The following is a 20,382-nucleotide window of genomic DNA, read 5'->3' on the forward strand; positions in this document are numbered from 1 at the left end:
CTTGTGTGTGACTCTATGTTAGCCGATATAGCAGCTGTACGGTAAAGGTACAATCTGCCACACGGTTCTAACCTTTGACCGCTCCGATCGTCAGCCCCTTCACGAAATAACGCTGGATGAACGGATACAGGAACAGAATCGGCCCCGTGACCACAATGGCCATCGCCATCTTGGTGGATTCTGTAGGCAGATCGCTGCCTAAGCTGACCCCGGTACCCGCGCCCATATTGGCGATGAAGGAAGCCGAGTTGATGACATTATACAAATGGAACTGCAGCTGATACTTATGCGGATCATTAATGAACAGCGACGAGGAGAACCAGTCGTTCCAGTAAGCCAGTGCGAGGAACAGACCTACGGTAGCAATCCCGGGCATCGAGAGCTGCAGCACAATGCGCCAGTATATTTTGAAATCCCCCGCCCCGTCAATCTTGGCCGATTCGAACAGCTCCTCCGGCACCGCCGAGCGGATGAAATTCTTCATCAGAATAATCAGGAACGGCGTCATCAAGCCGGGGAAAATCAACGCCCCATAAGAATCGGTCAGATGCAGATACTTAGTAATCATAATGTACCAGGGCACCAGCCCCCCGCCGAACAGGGTCGTGAAGTAAATATAGAACGAGAAGGTATTGCGGTATTTGAAATCCTTGCGGGCCAGCACATAACCGGCCATTGTCATGAAGAACAGTCCCAGTGTCGTCCCCGTCACCGTAGTGAACAGCGTCACCCCATACGCCCGCAGCACCTCATCAGGGAAAGTGAATACCGTCTTATAGCCCTCCAGCGAGAACTGCGCCGGGATGAAATGATACCCGTCCTTGATGATGGACTCATTAGCCGTCAAGGAAGCCGAAATAATCAGCAGGAACGGAATCAGACAGGCTAAGGAGCCCAGTATAATTACCGTATAAGCTACTCCCTGCAATAGCCTGGTGTACGAGTCGTCTTTGATTTGCATACTCTTTCTCTCCTTCCGCAGCAGGTTCCGCACAACCTAGAACAAGGCGTAATCGTCATTTATTTTACGGATGATATAGTTGACCGTCATAATCAGGATGAAGCCGAACAACGATTGATACAGGCCGGCCGCCGTTGCCATCCCGACATCGAAGGTCACCTTGAGCGAGCGGAACACGTACGTATCCAGAATATCCGTTGTATTGTACAGCACCCCGTTATTTCCAATCAGCTGGTAAAAGAGGTCAAACTGCCCCTTCATAATACTCCCCAGCGAGAACAGCAGCAGCATGACGAAGGTCGATTTCAGCATCGGCACCGTGATATACCAGATCCGCTGGAAAATGTGGGCACCGTCAATTTTGGCCGCTTCATAATATTCCTCGCTGATACCCGTGATGGAGGCCAGGTAAATGACCATGCTGTAGCCGAGATTTTTCCAGAGATAAAAGAGAATGATCAGGAAAATCCAGATGACCGGATTATTATAGACATCCACAGGATTCGCCCCGAATTGCGTCAGCAGCGTATTCAAGAAACCGTTATCATAATTGAACACATTGTAGACGATAACGCTTAAGATAACGAACGATACGAAGTACGGCAGGAACATGACCGATTGGGTCAGCTTCTTGAACCATTTCACCCGCAGCTCGCTAAGCAGAATAGCACAGATAATCGCCAGCACATTCCCGAGTAAAATAAATGCCAGATTGTAGCCGATCGTATTGAGCGTAAGCTTCACCAGCGTGCCGGACTTCCAGAGAAATTCAAAGTTCTTCAACCCCACGAAGGGAGCGTCGAACAGCCCGGAATTGAAGTCGAACTGTGTGAACGCATAATAGACCCCCACCATCGGAAAATACGAGTTAATTAGAAAGAATAACAGCGTAGGCAGCAGCATCAGGAACAGAATCCGGTTATGGACCAGCTCATGCACGAAGCCCTTCTTCTTTTTCTTCCGGGTACCGGAGTCAAGCTGCGGGGACAGCCCGCTTGTTCCCTTCAGGGGAAACTGGGCGACAAGCGGCATACCGGTCTTGCGTTTGCGGTGTCTCAAAGCCTTCACTCTCCTATGCCTATAGATAAGTTGCCGCGTCACTTGGTCCGAAGCCTCCGTCCTTGATGGCCCCTATAGCTTCGTTAAGTCCAAGTGTATGACTTGTATGACCTGAGTATAGAAGGAGCCTCCTGCGGCTGAACAGTGAAGCTTCGGGATATTCCTGTACATTACGGCTAACCGCACTGTGCACTTATCATACATTTGTGAAGTAATCGCAAGTTCAACGCAAATAAGCCCCCGGAATACTCCTTAAGGAGAAGAATCCGGGGGAATTCGGATGGTCGCGCAGGACCTATCCGTAGCCTTACGATTTAAACTTGCCTGTAATAAATTATAGGTGATATACTCTGGAAAATGTACTAATTCTCCAACCTAAACTTTCAATATCCAAACTTTTCTTCAGGAGGCCAGCCCATGAACCCGCTTCTGTTCCGCATCCCTCCCCTGCCGCATTATATAGCCAGCGGCCTCAATCACTGCCAGCCCGGCTATCAGCACCGGAGCCGCCAGCAGATCAAGGTATTTGATTTGCTCATTGTCCAGCAGGGATGCCTGTATATCGGCGAGGAGGAGCAGCGGTTCACCGTGAAGGCAGGCGATGCCTTGATCCTGCGCCCCGACTGCCACCACTTTGGAACCGAAGGCTGCAAGGAGGAGACGGCCTACCACTGGCTCCACTTTCAGACCTTCCATGACCGGTCTGCCTCATCCATAACAGGATCCGGTCCCGGCAACCCGAACGAGACTGCAGGAGAGCTTCCCGCATCTCTATTCGATATCAGCTCCTTCAATCTGGCGTTATCCCAGTTTGTTAACTTGCTTCTGCCGGACAGAGCTTACGAGGTATTGGAGCAGCTCACGCAATTGCAGGCCACCGCCCACCTCGAAGCCGTCCGCTTCCGGCAGCAGCTCCTCTTCCAGGACCTCCTGCAGCAGCTGGCCGCTTCTGTGAATCCGGAGCACCGCAGCTCCCAGACCACCCTATGTGCCGAGCAGGCCGCCTCCTATCTCCGCACCCACTACCGTGAAGAGATTACAACCGCCATGCTGGGAGACAGCCTCAACTTCCATCCGGTATATATTGCCCGATGCATGAACAAGGTATATAGCTGTTCACCCATGGAATATCTGCTCCGCTACCGGATCGGACAGAGCAAGCTGCTGCTGATGCAGACCAGCTTCCCGATCGCCCGGATTGCCGAAGAGGTGGGCTTCAACCAATCCTCCTACTTCAGCTCCAGCTTCATGAAGCTGGAGGGATTGTCGCCGCGCGAATTCCGGCAGCGCTTCTCATGAAACAGGCCATCAGCGAAGCTTGCGCTGATGGCCTGTTTCTCTATGATTCTTACGCCTCCGGCAATGCCGCCGTCAGCGTGAATTCGAATTCCAGCTGCTGACCCGCTGCGATCCGGTATTCCGGATGCACCGGCGCTCCCCAGCTGTCATCCCCGCCCACACCCATCTGCTCTGCCGCGAGGGTGACAACCGTATAGTGCACCTGAGGCAGCTCATAAGCATGTGCTGCCTGCTCCAGCTCGAACGCTGTATACGGTGACAGCGTACATTCCAGAGGCTGGCCTGCAGCCGCCTGAACCTGCAGCCCATACCCCCGGCTGTCCGTGATGCTCACCTCACGGACACCCGTCCGGTTGCCGGATTCCTGCGGCACCAGATACGGTGACGGCAGCTCCGTCACCTTACGCCGGAAGCGGATGAGCCGCGCTCCATATGCGCGGTCACTGTAGTTCTCTTCCGGTCCGCGGGCATACCACTCGGAGGCCTCGTAGTCTGCCGACATCCGGAAGGATACTGCCACCACCGGTACATCCGGTAAGCCGTCTGCCCCGTCATAGACCATACGGACACGGACGCTTCCGTCGGCATGGACCGTGTATTCAATCCTGGTCTTCAGCTCACTGCTGATGCTGAAGGCATAGTCGAAGCTGACCGTAGCCCGGTCTGCTTCGGTGTGCAGGCTGACCGCCGTACACTGGCGGGCTAGACTTGCCGCGAACCAGCCGCCGGCATGGTACCCCAGCGCAGTCCCCTTATCATTGTCGGTCGTTGCCCGCCAGAACAGCGGAACCGGCGGAGTCGCAATCATCTCACGCCCCCCATAGCAGAGCGACACCAGGGAACCTGCCTGTTTGGAGAATAACGCCGTAAAGCCCCGGCCGCTCACCCCAATGTTCACATCCCCTTCAATGACGCCGAACTCCGCTGCCGCAGGCAAGAGCGCCGCTTCCCCGCCTGCTGTTATTCCGGCCGCTTCTACGCGGAAGACATGCTCTCCATAAGCGGTCTCGAACCCCCGCTCCGCCCATAGCTCGGCCTCCTTCAGCACCAGACCTACAGCCAGAGTATACTCCCCAGGAGCTGCTGACACATCCGGCAGTTCCAGCGCAATCCGCGCCTCCTCCTGCGCAGCCACATGGATCTCCTTCTGCCCCTTGAAGATCTCCCGTCCCTCTCTCAATAACCGGAACTCCAGCAACAGCCGCTCCGTCCCTTCGAACAGATTGCCGTTGATCACCGTCACCGCGTCCCGTTCAGGAACCAGCCGGATGTTCTGGTAGAGGAACTTCACCTCTTGCATCTTCGGCGTGATCGTCCGGTCAGCGAAGACAATCCCGTTGCCGCAGAAGCTGTAGTCCGTTGGCCGGTCATCGAAATCCCCGCCATATGCCAGATACTCTTCACCGTAACGGTTCTTGGCTACCAGCGCCTGATCGATGTAATCCCAGATGAAGCCGCCCTGATACAGCGGATAACGGCTCTCCAGCTCGATATATTTATGGAGTCCCCCTACCGAATTACCCATAGCATGCATGTACTCACAGCTGATATACGGCTTATCCGGCTGATTCTCCAGGTATTCTACAATATCGGCGGGCTTGGCATACATCCGGCTCTCCATATCACTGCTGTCATTATATTTGCGGTTATGGAAGACTCCTTCATAATGCACCAGCCGTCCCGGATCAGACTTGCGGAAGTAATGGGACACCTTCAGAATCACCTCGCCCGCATACGATTCATTGCCGCAGGACCAGATCAGGATCGACGGATGATTTTTATCGCGCTCCAGCATCGATACCGCCCGGTCCATGACAATCCCCTCCCACTCCGGCTTATCCCCGGGGATGTTCCAGGACGGCTCAACGGCGCCCATCTTCTGCCACGAGCCATGGGATTCCAGATTCATCTCATCAATCACATAGACCCCGTATTCATCACACAGCTCATACCAGAGCGTCTGATTCGGATAATGCGAGGTCCGCACCGCGTTGATATTGTTCTGCTTCAGGATGATGATATCCTTAATCATATCTTCCCTGGAGATGTTCCGGCCTGTGCGGGGGTTGAACTCGTGGCGGTTGACACCTTTGAACATGATCCGTTTGCCGTTCAGCAGCATCAGCTTGTCCTTCAGCTCGAAGGTGCGGAAGCCCGCCCGCTGCACAATTGCCTCCACCAGTTCCCCTTGGCTGTTATATACAGAGATACAGACGTTATACAGGTACGGATTCTCGGCGCTCCACGGGAACACCTTGCCTGCCTCCACGCTTAGATCCGCCTTGCCCGCCACAGCCCGTCCTTCTGCTTCCGCTACCACAGCACCTGCCGCATCCTTCAGCTCCACCCGAATCACAGCCTCAGCCTCAGTTGCCATGCGAAGTTCAGCCGTTAGCTTACCTTTCTCATAGGAAGCATCCAGCCCCGCCTGAATCCGCAAATCCTGTACGTGCAGCTCAGGAACCGTATACAAATACACCTCACGAAAAATCCCCGAGAACCGCCAGAAATCCTGATCCTCCAGCCAGCTCCCCGTACAGCGCTGATAGACCTCAACCGCGAGCTTGTTAGCTCCTTCCTGCAGATAAGGTGTCAAATCGAATTCCGCAGGGGTGAAGCTGTCTTCACTGTAGCCGACGAAGTGCCCGTTCAACCAGACATAACAAGCCGCCTCCACGCCCTGAAAAGAAATAAAGACCGGCCCCTGCTCCATAGTCGCCGGAACCTCAAAAAACTTCACATAGCTGCCCACCGTATTACTGCTCACCGGAATCTCCGGCGGCCTTACAGCATCCAGACCATCCCACGGATACATCGTATTCGCATATTGCGGCCTGCCGTACCCCTGAAGCTGGATATGACCCGGCACCTGGATGTCCCCCCAGCCGCTCGTATCATATTCCGTCTTATAGAAATCCTGCACACGGGCTGCCACATTCACCGCATAACTGAATTTCCAGTCTCCGTTCAGAGAGTGGCGCAGCGCCATGGGGGCTTGTCTCTCCGCTTCCTCCATCGTTTTATAATAGCGGTGATCCGAATGCGCTTCCAATCGGTTCACCTTAAATACAGATACATCACTTAGCCAATCCAGATTTGGTTCATTGCCTGACATTATAGTGTCCTCCTTCATCTTCTTGAAGTGAATCTGTTCCTTATTCTACCCAAAGTTTGCCCCGGCTCCAAGAAGCGGATCACAACTTCGGTGCAGATAACTTACTTTTCAGGTGGTTTTATGATTTCCAGAGGCTTTCGCTTCATTCTCCAATGATGCAAAATAAGCAATCTTATGGTCAATCTTCCGGGCAAAGCTCTGAAAGAACTTGATCTTCTCATCGATATGCTGTTTATGCTCCTGCAGCAGTCTACGCTGGTCGGGCAAGGCTTCTCTGCCTTCCTGCGAGAGCGCGATGAATTGCTTAATATCCGCTATAGCCATTCCGGTATCCTTCAGGCAGCAGATTAGCGAGATTAGCTCCAGATCCTCATCATTGAAGCAACGATTACCGTTCACATCCCTTGCCACAACCGGCAATACACCCTCCCGTTCGTAGTAACGCAGCGTATATTGGCTCAGTCCGCTTTTTTGTGCTATGGTTTTGATGCTGTATCCCATCATGCAGCTCCTTTCTGCCAACCATGGCTGGCTTCACCTATATGTAAAGGTAACACCAATCCGTTTCTATGAACAGCCACTCTATGATTCTATTGACTTACACCTAACTCTAAGGTCTAAGCTAACACTATACCTTCATTTAAGGAGTGAATGATTAATGGTAAAAAGAATTAATGTAGCTAACGGTACACTTGAGGTTTCCGAGATTTCACTCGGCTGTATGCGGATCGCTGATTTGTCTCCCAAAGAGGCTGAAGTCCATATCCACAGCGCCCTTGAGGTGGGCATAGACTTCTTTGACCATGCGGATATTTATGCTGGAGGTAAAGCGGAGGAAGTATTCGGTAACGTACTGGCTGCAAATCCCGGCATGCGCGACCGGCTGATGATTCAGGCCAAATGCGGCATCCGTAACGGCTTCTTCGACTTCTCCAAAGAACATATTGTGAGTTCAGTAGAGAACAGCCTGAAACGGCTGCAGACCGATTATGTAGATGTCCTTCTCCTTCACCGTCCCGACACCCTGATGGAGCCGGAGGAAGTGGCCGAAGCCTTCGATGATCTGGAGCGCAGAGGGCTCGTCAAGCATTTTGGCGTCAGCAACCAGAACCCGCTACAGATTGAGCTGCTGAAAAAGAACGTCAAGCAGCCCCTCCTGTTCAACCAGCTTCAGCTCAGCATCATGGTTACCGGCATGATAGATTCCGGCTTCAATGTCAATATGACCAATGCCGGTTCCGTAGTCCATGATGGTGGAATCCTGGAATACAGCCGCCTGCATGATATGACCATCCAGCCATGGTCGCCGTTCCAATACGGCTTCTTCGAGGGCGTATTCCTCGGCAACGAGAAGTTCCCTAAGGTGAACGAAGTCATTAACCGTATCGCCGCGGACAACGGAGTAGCCGACACCGCGATCGCCATCGCTTGGCTGCTCAGACATCCGGCCAAAATGCAGCCGATTGTCGGCACCACCAACACCGCACGCCTGCTCGACATCGCCAAGGCCTCAAGCATCACCCTCAGCCGTGAGGAATGGTACGAGATTTACCGCGCAGCCGGGAATGTGCTGCCTTAACGAAGATAGCCGCAAAACACCGCCACCTTTAGACGAAAGAGTCTAAAGCCTGGCGGTGTTTTTTTAACTATTTCGCGATTGGGCTTGCTTTTTTACCCATCCTGGAAATTCCGATCCAGGCTAACATCAATACGATCTGAGCCAGAACGACCAGCCACAAGACTTCTGTGTACCCACCTATAAGGCAAAATATCGTATTAACCAAGGGGAATCCTAAGAAAGTGAACATGATCGGAAAATCTTTTTTGGGAGTGATTGAATAATTAGCCTTCCGGTCCCAGAACTTTAGGAAAGCTAATGCTAAAACTCCAATTGTAATGACAGAAAGTACAATCAAATTAACCCATTGCATATTAGAGGTTCTTTCGAAGAACGGCCCCATATAGTTAAAGAAGTTAGATAAAGGTGAGAACATACAAGCCAATGACGCAAGGGCCGCCAGAAACGGATAGATGTAACCCACGGTTTTACTGTAGCCTTTCTTTTTATGCCACCATTCACCGATCAGGATAAAGACTGTCCAATATCCCGCGATATAAATCCATCCTGTAAAATTCATCACCGGTTCCCCATAGATTTGAGGTTCACCGGCCAGCGGATAATAACTCCATCTTGCAATGGTTCCATCCATGGTCTCAAAAATCTGTTTAACGGCCACCGGGTCGAGTGAAAAGTCAAACACCATCGCACTTAATCCCGTAATAAACGGTTTCGTCCAGGACGGTATATTTACAGACTTTAGAACACGCAAAGTGGAATAGATGATCAGAAACTCAATAATAGGGACAGTAATTGGTATGTTAAATAACATTAAAATACTGCGCCCATAGGCGTAGAACCCTTCCCCAAGCGATGAAGCCGTAATTTCAAAAACAGCGGCGTAAAAGAACACAAAACCTATAAATTGCAGTAAAACCGTTTTGGGATGTGTTTCCTTATCAAGGATATAGAACACCATTAGGACAGCAGCAATTAAGACAAGAATGTCTTGAATAACCCATACAGGCACTACAGTTATACTACCCATTTTCTTCCTCCAATTAATTTAATTTGAATCGAACGTTTAAATAAATTATAATGTCACCATGTTAGTTAAACAACAGGCTGTTCGTTTGGATTATGTTAGTTACCATACAAATCATATTAGATTTGTTCATTAACCATTTTATTATTTTAAATTAGGAGGTTACGATGGCAGACAAAAAAACAGATCACCGGGTGAGATATACAAAAATGGTTATTAAAGAAAGCCTGTTGAAGCTGATGACAGAACGGTCAATCAATAAAGTTACAGTGACCGACATTTGCAGCGAAGCAAATATTAACCGCAACACCTTTTATTCACACTATGCGAATCAGTTCGAGCTTCTTTCTACGATCGAAAATGATCTTTACGAAGAAATTAAGCAACTCGGGATGAGTTCTGCAAGCCCTCAAAAGCTGTCTTATGAATTATGTAAGTATATAAAAGCGAATAAAACGATATGTGAGGTTCTGTTCTCCGAAAATGGCGATAAAGAATTATTGGAAAGAGTCCTTTATATCAGCCACGATTTAACCATTGAGCGCTGGAAGCAGGAATTGAAATATTTCGATCCGCAATTATTTGAGTCCTGGTATACGTTTACCGCTCATGGCAGTATCGCCATTATTAAAAAGTGGGTGAGCAGTGGTCTGAAGGAAAGCCCGGGTAAGGTTGCAGCTTTTATTGATAAAGCAACCGAGGCAGTATCCAAAGCATTTTATTCCGAAGAATTATAATTTAATAAAATAAAGCGGTCCCTCTTTTTGAAGGCCGCTTCTCTGCTCTTTTTCCAATCATTTCATTCCTTATTCATTACTCATTCCGATTGCTCTGATTGCTCTGATTGCTCCTTTACCTTTTGTATAAGTGCGGTCTCTTGAGCGGAAAGCTCCTTTAAAGTCATATAAATCGGCTCTACAGGTATCATCACAGCACAGCTTGCGCTGAGTCCTAACATCATATTGAGGTAAAATTGGATTTTCTTTTTCTCGCGGGCAATTTGCTCTAATTCTGAGAGACCCGAGTTTTTTTCTTCATTACCTGATGCTTCCTTCCGGTTCGAATTAAATATCTTCATTTCCATTAAACTTCCCCTCGGAGTATTCTTCGGCGCGCGCCAACAAATCACTCATGAATTTCCCAATCGTCTGTATCTCAGCTTCTGAATAAGATTCAATAAACTGGTAAAAGCTGTCTTCTTTCGCTTGATGCATCTTTTGGTGCAGTTGATAAACCTGTCTTCCCTTATCCGTTAAGCTAAAATAAATCTCCTTCCGGTTGTTATTTAGTTGATTTTTCATAATGAAGCCTGTTTCCAACAGCTTGGAACTAATACTTGTAATGCTTGCTTTGGACAGATTCATTCTTTTGGTAATTCCGGTATGATTGATCGGCTCATGATCACCAATGCAATCAATAACATGCACACTGGTAATATTATTGGACAGCATATCGATCTGAAGCTTTTTGGCTTGCTCACGAAACAGATTAATTTCATGTTCTGTATATAATTCATTCAAATGCAGCATTCTGATATATTGCTCATAAAGGTGACCTTTAGAATGATTTTGAAATTCCACTTGCCGGTTCTCTCCTCTCTTGTACTTCATGCAGACCATGGTCAGAGGCAGCAATCCATTGCTTTTCTTTTTGTTCACCACTGAACAAAATTATATTAACACGACTGATATTGAGAATCAATATCATTTTCATCTTTTCAAGCCGAATACTATCTGCTATAATTCAACCAAAGTACCAAACATCCTACGTTTGCAAAGGAATGATATTATTGTTAGCTCAGACTCAACGTTTAACCTTGGTGGAACAGGTGGCCTACCAGATCCAAGAGAAGATCGAAAGCAGCGAATGGCAAGTAGGGACGCGTATTCCTCCAGAGCCGGAGCTAATGGAGCAGCTTCAAGTCAGCCGTAATACCTTAAGGGAAGCGATTCGGGCTCTAACCTATGCAGGTTTGCTCAAGACCAGGCAAGGCGATGGAACTTATGTCTGCTCCTCCAGTGTTTTGGGGTCAGTGATTAGAAAAGTGATTCAGCATACGGATAAGCTAGAGAGCCTGGAGGTCCGCTATGCACTGGAAAGAGAAGCTGCTGCCCTGGCTGCGCTCAGGAGAGGCGAGGAAGACCTGGCTGCACTACGGACATGCCTGGACCAGTGCAGACAAGCTGCCGTCCAGCAAGATCTTGAAGCTTATGCCCACTGGGATGTGGAGTTTCACAAAATGGTGATAGCCGCTTCACACAACCAATTGATGGCGAATTTGTACAATCATATTTCCGAGGCGCTGCAGAACATGATTATAGAAATGAAGGATTTGAAAAATGTGGATTTTTATCTTGACTCTCATGCCCTGCTCTATCAAGCTATTGCCAATCAGGATGGTCATCAAGCGGAAGAGGCTGTCCGTTCATACATTGAAAAGACCCGTACACAGGAGGAACACATATGAGTTCACCAGAACAATTGTTTAACAAACAGGATGGAATATCCAGAACCGGCATACGCAAGCAAGCGACTGTCTGGTTCATGATTATAGGAATTATTTTTATCGCAGCGAATTTGCGTGCCCCCCTCACATCAGTGGGACCCTTGGTCAGCCTTATTCGGGACAACGTGAATATTTCAAATACATTAGCAGGCCTGATTACCACAGTACCACTAATTGCATTTGCCTTGTTATCACCTTTTGTACCCAAATTAGGACATAAATATGGTATAGAACGAATTATCCTGATTTCTCTTATTTTTTTAGTCATCGGTATTGCTGTCCGGTCGTTATCCGGAGCAGCGACTTTATATGTTGGAACTGCAATTCTGGGATTTGCTATTACTATATGTAATGTATTACTTCCCAGCCTGATTAAACGGGAATTTCCGCAGCAAATGGGGATTATGACAGGCGTTTATTCGGTTTCCATGAATCTATGCGGGGCAATTGCTTCCGGTATTAGTATTCCCTTAGCTGTAGGAGCAGGCATGAACTGGCAAGGTGCCCTGGGAGTATGGGGAATACTTAGCTTCATCTCCATTCTCTTTTGGATACCGCTGCTCAAGACTCCAACGAAACCCGCCATTATTAGTAACAGCACAGGTAACAACCATCAGGTTAAAATATGGCGCTCCCCATTAGCTTGGCAGGTGACTCTGTTTATGGGAATACAATCAGCCGTTTTCTATGTGCTGGTAGCCTGGCTGCCTGAAATCCTAAAAGAGCAAGGCATCAGTTCAAGTCAATCCGGCTGGTTTCTCTCGGTTATGATTATGGCTTCCCTCCCCTTTGCATTTATCGTTCCAGTTATGGCAGGGCGTATGGCTAACCAGCGGTCCTTAGTGGTTATTACAACAATCCTACTTTTGATCGGGACACTTGGGCTTCTCTATAGCAGTATCCAACTGCTTCTGTTGTGGGTGATTATTCTTGGCATTGGAGCGGGCTTTGCCTTTGGCTTGTCTATGATGTTTTTCGGCTTGCGCACTCAAAGTGCCCATCAGGCGGCGGAATTATCCGGCATGGCCCAATCCATCGGATATCTGCTGGCAGCCACCGGCCCGGCGCTGATTGGATACCTGCATGATGCCACTCATAGTTGGAATGCTCCACTCCTGATCTTGGTTGGCGCTTCTGCCCTACTCGGTATCATTGGTCTAGGTGCAGCGAGAAATCAATTTGTGGGTTCGGCGAAGACAAAGAGATAATTACCATATCTCGCTGCCAGGATGATATCATGCAAGACCATAATAATAGTCGCTCCACGCTTATGATTCAGTTCCGTGAGTCGATCGAGAATTTCTACCTAATAATTTCTTAGACATGAAAAGCTCTTGAAACGCCATTGATGATAAGGAAGACCCCGATGACTCGCAAAATAACTCTTGAGGTCCTGTCGTCTTTTCTAAATATCGCCTGGCCTAATGTCCCAATAAATACGTTAATTAGAATTCCGATTATGAGCTCCACGATCCCGATTAATTCCATTGTGCCCATCTTAATCACTTCCTGAATTAGTTTTTGAATTGCTATTAGCTCCTCATAGCCTTAAGCTCTCTACCCGTTAACAAGAACCCCGCTGCCAATCCAACAGCCCCGATCACTGCAAATACAACCAACGGAACCCACTCTGAAGTCACTGTCTGATGGCCAAAAATGACATCTGATAAGGATTCGATTGCCCAGGACTCTGGAGTGAGCTTCGAAAGAGTCCGCATGAATTGAGGGGCCATTTCCATTGAAAAGAAGGAGCCGCCAAGCATTCCGGTTACAGCTATGAGAATAGAAGCCGAAGAGGTAAACTGTTTCTGATTCTTCATAAACGGGATAACAATCATCGTCACACTGGTCAGGGCAAATAAATAAGCAGCGAACAGAACTCCAACTGCAAGTGCATGGTCTGCAATACTAATCTTAAGCAAATACTTGCCAGCCGCCAGAATAACGAAGATATGAACCGCCCCAAACAGATAGGTTGACATCATTTTTGCCAGCAAATATTTCTTATAATTTACTGGAGTGCTTAACAGCCTGCTCAGCGTATTATTCTCTTTTTCATCAATCAAGGTTCTTAATCCCTGAACAACAACAAACCAGATGAACATAACCAGAAACCCGATTAATCTGGCCGTAGCCTTATCATGAGTCTTCTCACCACTGCTTATTGTTTGATCATCAACCGTCAGATTAGAGGCCTTATGAAGCTCCGCAAATATACTAGTATTCATTCCCGAATCCTCTATATTCAGTTCCTTAGAAACCATCTGGGTATCGTGAATGACCTTCTGGAGGGTACTTACTTCACCTGTTATGATCTCCTCCAGAATCATGCCATCCCCGTTCTCATAGTTTTGAACGAAATACATAGGCAGTTCCTTCCCTGAAGACAGACGGGTGTCAAACCCCTGATGGATGACCAATCCAAAAGGAATGTCCTGATCATCCACCTTTTTTTTTATCGTCGTTTCATCGGAATGTACAATCTTAACCTGGTGCTGTTGAATCATATCCATGAGCTGATTGGAGTATAAGCTTTGATCTGCATCAGCTACGTATAAGCTAACCTGGCCGCTTCCTTGAGAGAAGGAAAACAAGAAGGTCAGGATTAAAGGAACTGCGATGGTTGCAAATATTGCAATTCTATTTCGCAACATCAGTTTCAGCTGGTTTTTTACCATGACTATAAATTGCACGTTGATTCCACCCTTTTCCGCTGTATACCATAATGTTAAAGAACACAAATATCAGCCCTATGCCCAGAAGCTCAAGCAAATCGATATAAATACCTCTGAGGCCCACCCCTTGGCATACTTTTAGATAGGAATTAATCGCTTTACCATTAGGGATGATCGTCTGAATAACACGCAGACTATCCGGTAACCCGCTTTTGGTGATAAAACTCCCACCCAAGAAACTAAAAATATAAAGCACCGGCGAAGCTAGACTGGAAACTGTCACATGGTCTTTCGCAGTAAATCCCCATAACAGAATGATGCTGCCGATGGCAAAAGCATAAACAACAGTTATCACAAGAAGAACAAGCGGATTCCCCCATTTCATCTGGAATACTAACCGGCTAATAATGATGACAATGGTCATTTGGATAACAACCGATAAAATAATTCCAAACAGCTTACCAAGCACATACTGTATATTCAATGTGGGTGTGGATTTGATTCTAAATAGCGTATGACTTTGTTTCTCATCCACAATACTGTGAACCAGTACAAAGGCCGTCATTATAGAGAACATAACTACCATGGCAATGGAGTAATACTGCATAGCATCTATGGGAACAGCTTTATCATTAGTCGGGGTCACGGGTATCTTTAGACTGAGCCCCGGGCTGCCTCCGATCTGACTGAGAGCCTTTTGTATGTGCTCTTTAGGAATATTGCCTTTACTGGATATGGCTTGAAGAATCGTTCTTTGTTCAACATCCGTGGTTCTGATACTCGCATTGAACCGGTCCAGAATTGCAGAAACAATCTCTTTTTCCAAAGGCTTGTCATGATCACCCATTAGTACGAGATTTGCCTTTTCATTATGGATAGCAGCCTTCGTGAAGGTTTCTGGTACATATACTAATACTGCCGCTTTACCGTCTTGGAGTAACTGCTTCCCTTCCGCATAACTGGCTGTTTCTTGTAAATTTACGATTCGCTTCAGATCTTCTTGTTTCAATAACGTATCTCTTAAGACATTGCCTAAAGTTATGGTCTGATTGTCAACGGAAGCCCCCTTGTCAGCATTATAAAAGGCTACATGAAAGGCTTTAATTTGGGAACTCGAATCACTAAATACAGTTCCCAGGATGAGTATCAGGATCGATGGAAACAGAATAAGCTTGAGATAAAATGTTTTATTCTTAGTCAGCAGCCGCAGATCCAACAGGAATAAACGCAATAGCTTTTTCATTTGATCACCCCCATTACCCCCTTAAGGCCTTTCCTGTGATCTGCAGAAAGATACTCTCCAGATTAACTTCCTCATAGTTGAAGCTAGTAAGCTTTATTCCCGTATTCTTAATTTCATCAACAATTTCAATCACATTCCTGTGGCTGGTTGAAACCAGCATCCTGATTTGATTGCCTGTTACATCCACTTTGGATATTCCGGAGATCCGGTTTAGCTGTTCAAGCGCCTCCTCACTCGCCTCGCTAAAATTCACCGTGAGTGTGTCACAAGCAGCTAAGCCATCCTTTAATTCTTCTTTGGTTCCTTGGGCAATCAGAGACCCGTGGTCGATGATGGCAACATTCCGGCATAAATACTCAACTTCTTCCATGTAATGACTCGTATAGATCACAGTCATTTCTCTTTCCTGATTCAGTCTTTTCACTGTCTCCAGAATATGATTTCGCGATTGAGGATCGATACCCACTGTAGGTTCATCCAGTATCAATAGCTTGGGATTGTTCATTAGTGCCACTCCAATATTGACCCGGCGTTTCATTCCTCCGGAGAACTCAGCCACATCCTGGTTTCTTTTATCTTGCAACCCTATAATCTCTAGAACCTCATCCGTCCTGCTTTTTAGCTTTTTTCCGCCAAGTCCGTATAGACTCCCGAAGAACTCCAGATTCTCCCTGGCACTTAGAGCCTGGTATAAGGCCAGATCCTGCGGTACGATCCCCATAATTCTTTTAATCTCAATAGGATGATCCTTAAGTGATTTTTTATCAATGATGATACTTCCGCTGCTGGGTGTCAGCACTGTGCTGATCATAGAGACAGTCGTTGATTTTCCGGCTCCGTTAGGACCTAATAGGCCAAAAATTTCACCACGCTTCACACTTAGCGAAATATTGTTAACCACATTGACGTTATTGTAGGTTTTGGTCAGATGAATTAATTCAAGCATTTGCGAAGCACCTCTCGTTCATTTCTGATCTGTTCTCATTGTACCCCCCGCATCCACTTATAAATATTCACTATAGTACTCAATCTGAGTATTACTTTAGTAACCAGTTATGTAGATTACTTTAGTCATACAGGAGGCAAACATAAATAAGCCGTTCTTATCGTAATCCGTCTGAGATAGACGGATTACGATAAGGACGGCTTAACTGAAACCTCAGTCTGCGCACATACCGGGATTACAGTGATTTTTGCAGACAAAGTGTTAATTCTGTTCTGTTTTTAAGCTCAAGCTTCTCCAGCATTCGCGAGACATAGTTTTTAACAGTACCTTCAGTAATAAACAGGTTAGTGCTGATCTCTTTATTGCTTTTGCCTTCCATAATGCATTTGGCGACCTCAAGCTCACGTGGTGTAAGTAACTGAAGAATTTGCTCATTCCGTATAATTTCCGTTCCTGTATTCTGTGCTGAGTTCAGAGCGTTCACTACCTCCCGTGTAATCTTCGGATTTAAAAGGATGTTTCCTTCACAGGCGGTCTTAATGGACGAAATAATTTCCTGGGCACCTGAATCCTTCAATATATATCCGTCAGCTCCATTTTTAAGGCCTGCAAATATATACTCATTGTCGTTAAAGGTGGTTAGAATAATCACCTTAATATCAGGATATTTAGCTTTGACCAATTTGGTTGCTTCAATTCCATTCATTACAGGCATTCTGATGTCCATGAGAATTACTTCGGGAGAGCTATAGGTTAGAAGCTCCAGTGCCTCTTCCCCATTAGAAGCTTCACCGATTACACTGATTTCATTATTCAGACTAAGAATCATCTTCAAGCCTTCCCGGACAATTTGCTGATCATCCACTATAATAATATTCACCATGAATGTTCCTCCTTGTTAACCTCAAAATCGTCAGCAATTCTGGGAATACTGGCCTCAACGTTAAATCCTGAAGAGTTATTCGAATGAAAAAAAACACTCCCTCCCAAGGCTAAAATTCTCTCCTCAATCCCTTGAATCCCTTTAGATTTAATGATCTCCTTACTGCCAGTTCCATTATTATGAATAAGCAAGGAGATATGATCGGAATATTTGTAAATGGCAATTGAGAAACGTGTGGCCTTCCCATGTTTGATGCCATTAGTTATGGACTCCTGAACAGTTTTATATATACAATTCTTGATATCCGAATCTGTATATTCTATTTCTTGATCCATATCCAGTTCGAATTGAATCTTGTCTGTGCCGGTAAAGTTGTTGAACATCTCACTAAGGGATTGTTCAAGTTCTTTGGATAGTCGCTCCTCGCTTAGAAGAACTACAGTTTTCCGAAGATCAACAATACATTCTTTAGAGAGCTGATGGGCTTTATTAATAGCCGATCTTGCTTTATCAGGCTCTATGTTAACGACTGTACTAGCATATTCAAGGTTCATATTTAAGGCGACAAGATAATGTCCCAGGGAGTCATGGAGCTCTTGGGCAATCCTTGTTCTTTCTTTTGAAATCGTCAGCTCCTGTATCTTATGAGAGTATTCGTGAAGTTTATTATTTGCCAGCTGCAATTCCTGATTTAGCTCTTGAGTTCTAGACTTCTCAAGCACTCCGTTTCGAAACAGGTAGACAATAGATATGATGATTAAATAAGATGATAAAATATCTCTGAGAGTGGTATGATCAGCTATCAGCGAAGCAGCAAAAATAGTAAAATGTAACCCCAAAATATATATAGGAATTTTATGTGTGCTTACAATGATTTCGACCAGTAATATAATAATGTAAATCTGAGTACCAATACAGTAAATTTTAAAGAGTAAGAATCCTGCCAATACATTACTGAAAATAAAGGATACAATCCACATCATGCTGGTATGCTTCTGATACCTTTCTCTAGTGAAATCATTCACAAAAAAAAGAAAAATAACTACAGTGAGGAACAGAATGATTTGCTCATCTCCTGAATACTTATGGAGAAGCGTTGTAAACATTGAGAACAGTGAAAATCCCATAATAACTTTCTGTATCACCATCTTATTTCCAAGTACACTTAATTTTACCATGAATCAGTCCCTCTTACTTAGTTGCAATTTTTACATACAGGTTTTACCTATAATATAACACAAAACCATTTATTCATAATAACCCTTTTTAAAATACTGGCCAGAGAACTCGAACCTCCACGACTTTCCGCTCAATTTTAAGTCGAGCCCGTCTTGGTGATGCTCTACTTACCGAGTCACCTCAACGTATAATGGCTGGTAATGGCTGAAGAACTAACCAAAGCCTCTGACATCACCATCCTCCCCTTGGGATAGTATGTAAGCCAGGAATGTGCTTCTTTTTTACCCAATTTTTCAACAAAAGCATTTCTAATTGATTCTCTACAGTCTATAAGAACACTAATAATAAAAAGGATCTTACATCTACTCCTTAGTAGATGTAAGATCCTTTTTATTATTATACCGGCGAGAGGACTCGAACCTCCACGGTTTCCCACTCGATTTTGAGTCGAGCGCGTCTGCCATTCCGCCACGCCGGCGTATACATATATAATTTCCAAAAAAATAATGGAGGTGCCACCCAGATTTGAACTGGGGATAAAGCTTTTGCAGAGCTTTGCCTTACCACTTGGCTATGGCACCACATGAAATGGAGCGGACGACGGGAATCGAACCCGCGACCCTCGCCTTGGCAAGGCGATGCTCTACCGCTGAGCCACGTCCGCATATAATGGCTGGGGATATAGGAATCGAACCTATGAATGACGGAGTCAAAGTCCGTTGCCTTACCGCTTGGCTAATCCCCAATATATTGTTTAAAAGAAAATGGGGCGACCGATGGGTCTCGAACCCACGAATGCCGGAACCACAATCCGGTGCGTTAACCCCTTCGCCACGGTCGCCATGTGAAGCTTTTAAGTTGTACTGCTATGTAATTCTTATAAAAGAAATGGGGCGACCGATGGGTCTCGAACCCACGAATGCCGGAACCACAATCCGGTGCGTTAACCCCTTCGCCACGGTCGCCATATGATTCTTTTATATGAAATTACTTGGCAGGGGCAGCAGGAATTGAACCCACACCAACGGTTTTGGAGACCGTTGTTCTACCTTTAAACTATGCCCCTAAAAATGGTGGAGGCTGATGGATTCGAACCACCGAACACGTACGTGAGCAGATTTACAGTCTGATGCGTTTGGCCACTTCGCTAAGCCTCCACGATGGTGCCGGCGAGAGGACTTGAACCCCCAACCTACTGATTACAAGTCAGTTGCTCTACCAATTGAGCTACACCGGCATATTAAGTTGTATATGGTGGCGCGGGAGGGAATCGAACCCCCGACACAAGGATTTTCAGTCCTTTGCTCTACCGACTGAGCTACCGAGCCATATAAATAATTTGGTAAAAATGGCGGAACCGACGGGATTCGAACCCGCGATCTCCTGCGTGACAGGCAGGCATGTTAGGCCAACTACACCACGGTTCCAAATTGGTTGCGGGGGCAGGATTTGAACCTGCGGCCTTCGGGTTATGAGCCCGACGAGCTACCGGGCTGCTCCACCCCGCGTCATTGAACAAAATCTATTCGGTTAAAGATAGATGGTGGAGGCTGAGGGGTTCGAACCCCCGACCCTCTGCTTGTAAGGCAGATGCTCTCCCAGCTGAGCTAAGCCTCCATGTATCAGTTCCAAAAAATTGGTGACTCGTATGGGATTCGAACCCATGTTACCTCCGTGAAAGGGAGGTGTCTTAACCCCTTGACCAACGAGCCATGCTGTGTAAAAAGTATTGCTACGGAGAGAGAGGGATTCGAACCCTCGAGACGCTTGTGGCGCCTACACGATTTCCAATCGTGCTCCTTCGGCCAAACTCGGACACCTCTCCATATGGCTCCCCGAACAGGACTCGAACCTGTGACAACTCGATTAACAGTCGAGTGCTCTACCAACTGAGCTATCAGGGAATATACATA

The 20,382-nt window shown here is 46.6% G+C and carries 18 protein-coding genes, 16 tRNA genes and 1 pseudogene; 5 read left to right on the forward strand and 30 right to left on the reverse strand.

Features of this window, described 5'->3' with window-relative positions:
- Positions 1 to 67: 67 nt before the first annotated feature.
- Together NYE24_RS14880 and NYE24_RS14885 are read right to left on the reverse strand one after the other, a co-directional pair.
- A complete protein-coding gene (locus NYE24_RS14880; protein WP_036700398.1) occupies positions 68 to 961 on the reverse strand; it encodes a carbohydrate ABC transporter permease in 894 nt (297 codons plus the stop codon).
- A 36-nt stretch (positions 962 to 997) separates the two neighbouring features.
- Positions 998 to 1,993, reverse strand: a complete 996-nt coding sequence (locus tag NYE24_RS14885; RefSeq protein WP_036700430.1) for an ABC transporter permease subunit — start codon at positions 1,991 to 1,993, stop codon at positions 998 to 1,000.
- A 444-nt stretch (positions 1,994 to 2,437) separates the two neighbouring features.
- Between NYE24_RS14885 and NYE24_RS14890 the strand changes: the two genes are divergently transcribed.
- Positions 2,438 to 3,319 (forward strand): helix-turn-helix domain-containing protein, encoded by an 882-nt coding sequence (locus NYE24_RS14890; protein ID WP_342479006.1) that lies wholly within the window; start codon positions 2,438 to 2,440, stop codon positions 3,317 to 3,319.
- 49 nt (positions 3,320 to 3,368) lie between these two features.
- On the opposite strand, the gene NYE24_RS14895 is transcribed toward NYE24_RS14890, so the two are convergent.
- Together NYE24_RS14895 and NYE24_RS14900 are read right to left on the reverse strand one after the other, a co-directional pair.
- A complete protein-coding gene (locus tag NYE24_RS14895) occupies positions 3,369 to 6,434 on the reverse strand; it encodes a glycoside hydrolase family 2 TIM barrel-domain containing protein (RefSeq protein ID WP_342479007.1) in 3,066 nt (1,021 codons plus the stop codon).
- 108 nt (positions 6,435 to 6,542) lie between these two features.
- Entirely contained in the window at positions 6,543 to 6,938 is a 396-nt protein-coding gene (locus NYE24_RS14900; protein WP_083678133.1) for a MerR family transcriptional regulator, read from the reverse strand.
- 154 nt (positions 6,939 to 7,092) lie between these two features.
- Here NYE24_RS14900 and NYE24_RS14905 point away from each other — a divergent pair, with 154 nt between their 5' ends.
- Positions 7,093 to 8,013, forward strand: a complete 921-nt coding sequence (locus tag NYE24_RS14905) for an aldo/keto reductase (protein ID WP_076161078.1) — start codon at positions 7,093 to 7,095, stop codon at positions 8,011 to 8,013.
- A 67-nt stretch (positions 8,014 to 8,080) separates the two neighbouring features.
- Here the strand turns inward: NYE24_RS14905 and NYE24_RS14910 are convergent, their stop codons facing one another.
- Positions 8,081 to 9,040 carry a carotenoid biosynthesis protein gene (locus tag NYE24_RS14910; RefSeq protein WP_342479008.1) on the reverse strand — a complete coding sequence of 320 codons (960 nt, stop codon included), beginning with the start codon at positions 9,038 to 9,040 and terminating at the stop codon, positions 8,081 to 8,083.
- Positions 9,041 to 9,204: 164 nt separating this feature from the next.
- On the opposite strand from NYE24_RS14910, the gene NYE24_RS14915 reads away from it, so the two are divergent.
- Positions 9,205 to 9,774 (forward strand): TetR/AcrR family transcriptional regulator C-terminal domain-containing protein, encoded by a 570-nt coding sequence (locus tag NYE24_RS14915; RefSeq protein ID WP_342479009.1) that lies wholly within the window; start codon positions 9,205 to 9,207, stop codon positions 9,772 to 9,774.
- An 80-nt stretch (positions 9,775 to 9,854) separates the two neighbouring features.
- On the opposite strand, the gene NYE24_RS14920 is transcribed toward NYE24_RS14915, so the two are convergent.
- On the reverse strand, positions 9,855 to 10,121 hold the full coding sequence (locus NYE24_RS14920; RefSeq protein WP_235218556.1) for a hypothetical protein: 267 nt from the start codon (positions 10,119 to 10,121) through the stop codon (positions 9,855 to 9,857).
- A complete protein-coding gene (locus NYE24_RS14925; protein WP_036700409.1) occupies positions 10,102 to 10,617 on the reverse strand; it encodes a MarR family transcriptional regulator in 516 nt (171 codons plus the stop codon). The genes NYE24_RS14920 and NYE24_RS14925 overlap by 20 nt, the downstream gene beginning before the upstream one ends.
- Before the next feature lie 209 nt (positions 10,618 to 10,826).
- Here NYE24_RS14925 and NYE24_RS14930 point away from each other — a divergent pair, with 209 nt between their 5' ends.
- Together NYE24_RS14930 and NYE24_RS14935 are read left to right on the forward strand one after the other, a co-directional pair.
- Positions 10,827 to 11,504 (forward strand): FCD domain-containing protein, encoded by a 678-nt coding sequence (locus tag NYE24_RS14930; RefSeq protein WP_036700411.1) that lies wholly within the window; start codon positions 10,827 to 10,829, stop codon positions 11,502 to 11,504.
- Positions 11,501 to 12,751, forward strand: coding sequence for an MFS transporter (locus NYE24_RS14935; RefSeq protein WP_342479010.1), 1,251 nt, complete (start codon positions 11,501 to 11,503; stop codon positions 12,749 to 12,751). The genes NYE24_RS14930 and NYE24_RS14935 overlap by 4 nt, the downstream gene beginning before the upstream one ends.
- Here the strand turns inward: NYE24_RS14935 and NYE24_RS14940 are convergent.
- The 23 genes and pseudogenes from NYE24_RS14940 to NYE24_RS15050 all read right to left on the reverse strand — a co-directional run.
- Positions 12,742 to 12,855, reverse strand: a pseudogene (locus NYE24_RS14940) (ABC transporter ATP-binding protein); the annotation flags it as partial. The gene NYE24_RS14935 and the pseudogene NYE24_RS14940 sit on opposite strands and share 10 nt — an antisense overlap.
- Before the next feature lie 5 nt (positions 12,856 to 12,860).
- Positions 12,861 to 13,040, reverse strand: a complete 180-nt coding sequence (locus tag NYE24_RS14945; protein WP_036700500.1) for a hypothetical protein — start codon at positions 13,038 to 13,040, stop codon at positions 12,861 to 12,863.
- 35 nt (positions 13,041 to 13,075) lie between these two features.
- Positions 13,076 to 14,221 (reverse strand): ABC transporter permease, encoded by a 1,146-nt coding sequence (locus NYE24_RS14950; RefSeq protein WP_076161071.1) that lies wholly within the window; start codon positions 14,219 to 14,221, stop codon positions 13,076 to 13,078.
- The gene (locus NYE24_RS14955) at positions 14,184 to 15,461 is read right to left on the reverse strand and encodes an ABC transporter permease (RefSeq protein ID WP_342479011.1); all 1,278 of its coding nucleotides are present in this window, start codon (positions 15,459 to 15,461) and stop codon (positions 14,184 to 14,186) included. The genes NYE24_RS14950 and NYE24_RS14955 overlap by 38 nt, the downstream gene beginning before the upstream one ends.
- A gap of 13 nt (positions 15,462 to 15,474) precedes the next feature.
- The gene (locus tag NYE24_RS14960; RefSeq protein WP_342479012.1) at positions 15,475 to 16,407 is read right to left on the reverse strand and encodes an ABC transporter ATP-binding protein; all 933 of its coding nucleotides are present in this window, start codon (positions 16,405 to 16,407) and stop codon (positions 15,475 to 15,477) included.
- 235 nt (positions 16,408 to 16,642) lie between these two features.
- On the reverse strand, positions 16,643 to 17,287 hold the full coding sequence (locus tag NYE24_RS14965) for a response regulator transcription factor (RefSeq protein WP_179090519.1): 645 nt from the start codon (positions 17,285 to 17,287) through the stop codon (positions 16,643 to 16,645).
- Positions 17,284 to 18,468 (reverse strand): sensor histidine kinase, encoded by a 1,185-nt coding sequence (locus tag NYE24_RS14970; RefSeq protein WP_076161068.1) that lies wholly within the window; start codon positions 18,466 to 18,468, stop codon positions 17,284 to 17,286. Before NYE24_RS14970 ends, NYE24_RS14965 begins: the two co-directional genes overlap by 4 nt.
- 400 nt (positions 18,469 to 18,868) lie before the next feature.
- Positions 18,869 to 18,947: transfer RNA gene (locus NYE24_RS14975), tRNA-Leu, on the reverse strand.
- A 29-nt stretch (positions 18,948 to 18,976) separates the two neighbouring features.
- A tRNA-Cys gene (locus NYE24_RS14980) sits at positions 18,977 to 19,050 on the reverse strand.
- An 8-nt stretch (positions 19,051 to 19,058) separates the two neighbouring features.
- Positions 19,059 to 19,133 (reverse strand) — tRNA-Gly (locus NYE24_RS14985).
- A gap of 6 nt (positions 19,134 to 19,139) precedes the next feature.
- A tRNA-Gln gene (locus NYE24_RS14990) sits at positions 19,140 to 19,214 on the reverse strand.
- 20 nt (positions 19,215 to 19,234) lie between these two features.
- Positions 19,235 to 19,310: transfer RNA gene (locus NYE24_RS14995), tRNA-His, on the reverse strand.
- Between the two features lie 48 nt (positions 19,311 to 19,358).
- Positions 19,359 to 19,434, reverse strand: a tRNA-His gene (locus tag NYE24_RS15000).
- Positions 19,435 to 19,461: 27 nt separating this feature from the next.
- Positions 19,462 to 19,535, reverse strand: a tRNA-Trp gene (locus NYE24_RS15005).
- A 5-nt stretch (positions 19,536 to 19,540) separates the two neighbouring features.
- Positions 19,541 to 19,626: transfer RNA gene (locus tag NYE24_RS15010), tRNA-Tyr, on the reverse strand.
- A 4-nt stretch (positions 19,627 to 19,630) separates the two neighbouring features.
- Positions 19,631 to 19,706 (reverse strand) — tRNA-Thr (locus NYE24_RS15015).
- Between the two features lie 15 nt (positions 19,707 to 19,721).
- A tRNA-Phe gene (locus NYE24_RS15020) sits at positions 19,722 to 19,797 on the reverse strand.
- 21 nt (positions 19,798 to 19,818) lie between these two features.
- Positions 19,819 to 19,896: transfer RNA gene (locus tag NYE24_RS15025), tRNA-Asp, on the reverse strand.
- A gap of 4 nt (positions 19,897 to 19,900) precedes the next feature.
- Positions 19,901 to 19,977: transfer RNA gene (locus NYE24_RS15030), tRNA-Met, on the reverse strand.
- Between the two features lie 33 nt (positions 19,978 to 20,010).
- Positions 20,011 to 20,086: transfer RNA gene (locus NYE24_RS15035), tRNA-Val, on the reverse strand.
- Positions 20,087 to 20,106: 20 nt separating this feature from the next.
- Positions 20,107 to 20,181, reverse strand: a tRNA-Glu gene (locus NYE24_RS15040).
- 23 nt (positions 20,182 to 20,204) lie between these two features.
- Positions 20,205 to 20,294, reverse strand: a tRNA-Ser gene (locus tag NYE24_RS15045).
- 3 nt (positions 20,295 to 20,297) lie between these two features.
- Positions 20,298 to 20,373 (reverse strand) — tRNA-Asn (locus tag NYE24_RS15050).
- Positions 20,374 to 20,382: the final 9 nt, after the last annotated feature.

It is taken from the genome of Paenibacillus sp. FSL H7-0350, assembly GCF_038593195.1.
Taxonomy (GTDB): domain Bacteria; phylum Bacillota; class Bacilli; order Paenibacillales; family Paenibacillaceae; genus Paenibacillus_AQ.

What these genes read in the sequence shown, in the direction of transcription:
- NYE24_RS14880 (WP_036700398.1), bottom strand. Translation starts at nt 961, where the DNA reads ATGCAAATCAAAGACGACTCGTACACCAGGCTATTGCAGGGAGTAGCT.
- NYE24_RS14885 (WP_036700430.1), bottom strand. Translation starts at nt 1,993, where the DNA reads ATGCCGCTTGTCGCCCAGTTTCCCCTGAAGGGAACAAGCGGGCTGTCC.
- NYE24_RS14890 (WP_342479006.1), top strand. Translation starts at nt 2,438, where the DNA reads ATGAACCCGCTTCTGTTCCGCATCCCTCCCCTGCCGCATTATATAGCC.
- NYE24_RS14895 (WP_342479007.1), bottom strand. Translation starts at nt 6,434, where the DNA reads ATGTCAGGCAATGAACCAAATCTGGATTGGCTAAGTGATGTATCTGTA.
- NYE24_RS14900 (WP_083678133.1), bottom strand. Translation starts at nt 6,938, where the DNA reads ATGATGGGATACAGCATCAAAACCATAGCACAAAAAAGCGGACTGAGC.
- NYE24_RS14905 (WP_076161078.1), top strand. Translation starts at nt 7,093, where the DNA reads ATGGTAAAAAGAATTAATGTAGCTAACGGTACACTTGAGGTTTCCGAG.
- NYE24_RS14910 (WP_342479008.1), bottom strand. Translation starts at nt 9,040, where the DNA reads ATGGGTAGTATAACTGTAGTGCCTGTATGGGTTATTCAAGACATTCTT.
- NYE24_RS14915 (WP_342479009.1), top strand. Translation starts at nt 9,205, where the DNA reads ATGGCAGACAAAAAAACAGATCACCGGGTGAGATATACAAAAATGGTT.
- NYE24_RS14920 (WP_235218556.1), bottom strand. Translation starts at nt 10,121, where the DNA reads ATGGAAATGAAGATATTTAATTCGAACCGGAAGGAAGCATCAGGTAAT.
- NYE24_RS14935 (WP_342479010.1), top strand. Translation starts at nt 11,501, where the DNA reads ATGAGTTCACCAGAACAATTGTTTAACAAACAGGATGGAATATCCAGA.
- NYE24_RS14945 (WP_036700500.1), bottom strand. Translation starts at nt 13,040, where the DNA reads ATGGGCACAATGGAATTAATCGGGATCGTGGAGCTCATAATCGGAATT.
- NYE24_RS14950 (WP_076161071.1), bottom strand. Translation starts at nt 14,221, where the DNA reads ATGGTAAAAAACCAGCTGAAACTGATGTTGCGAAATAGAATTGCAATA.
- NYE24_RS14955 (WP_342479011.1), bottom strand. Translation starts at nt 15,461, where the DNA reads ATGAAAAAGCTATTGCGTTTATTCCTGTTGGATCTGCGGCTGCTGACT.
- NYE24_RS14960 (WP_342479012.1), bottom strand. Translation starts at nt 16,407, where the DNA reads ATGCTTGAATTAATTCATCTGACCAAAACCTACAATAACGTCAATGTG.
- NYE24_RS14970 (WP_076161068.1), bottom strand. Translation starts at nt 18,468, where the DNA reads ATGGTAAAATTAAGTGTACTTGGAAATAAGATGGTGATACAGAAAGTT.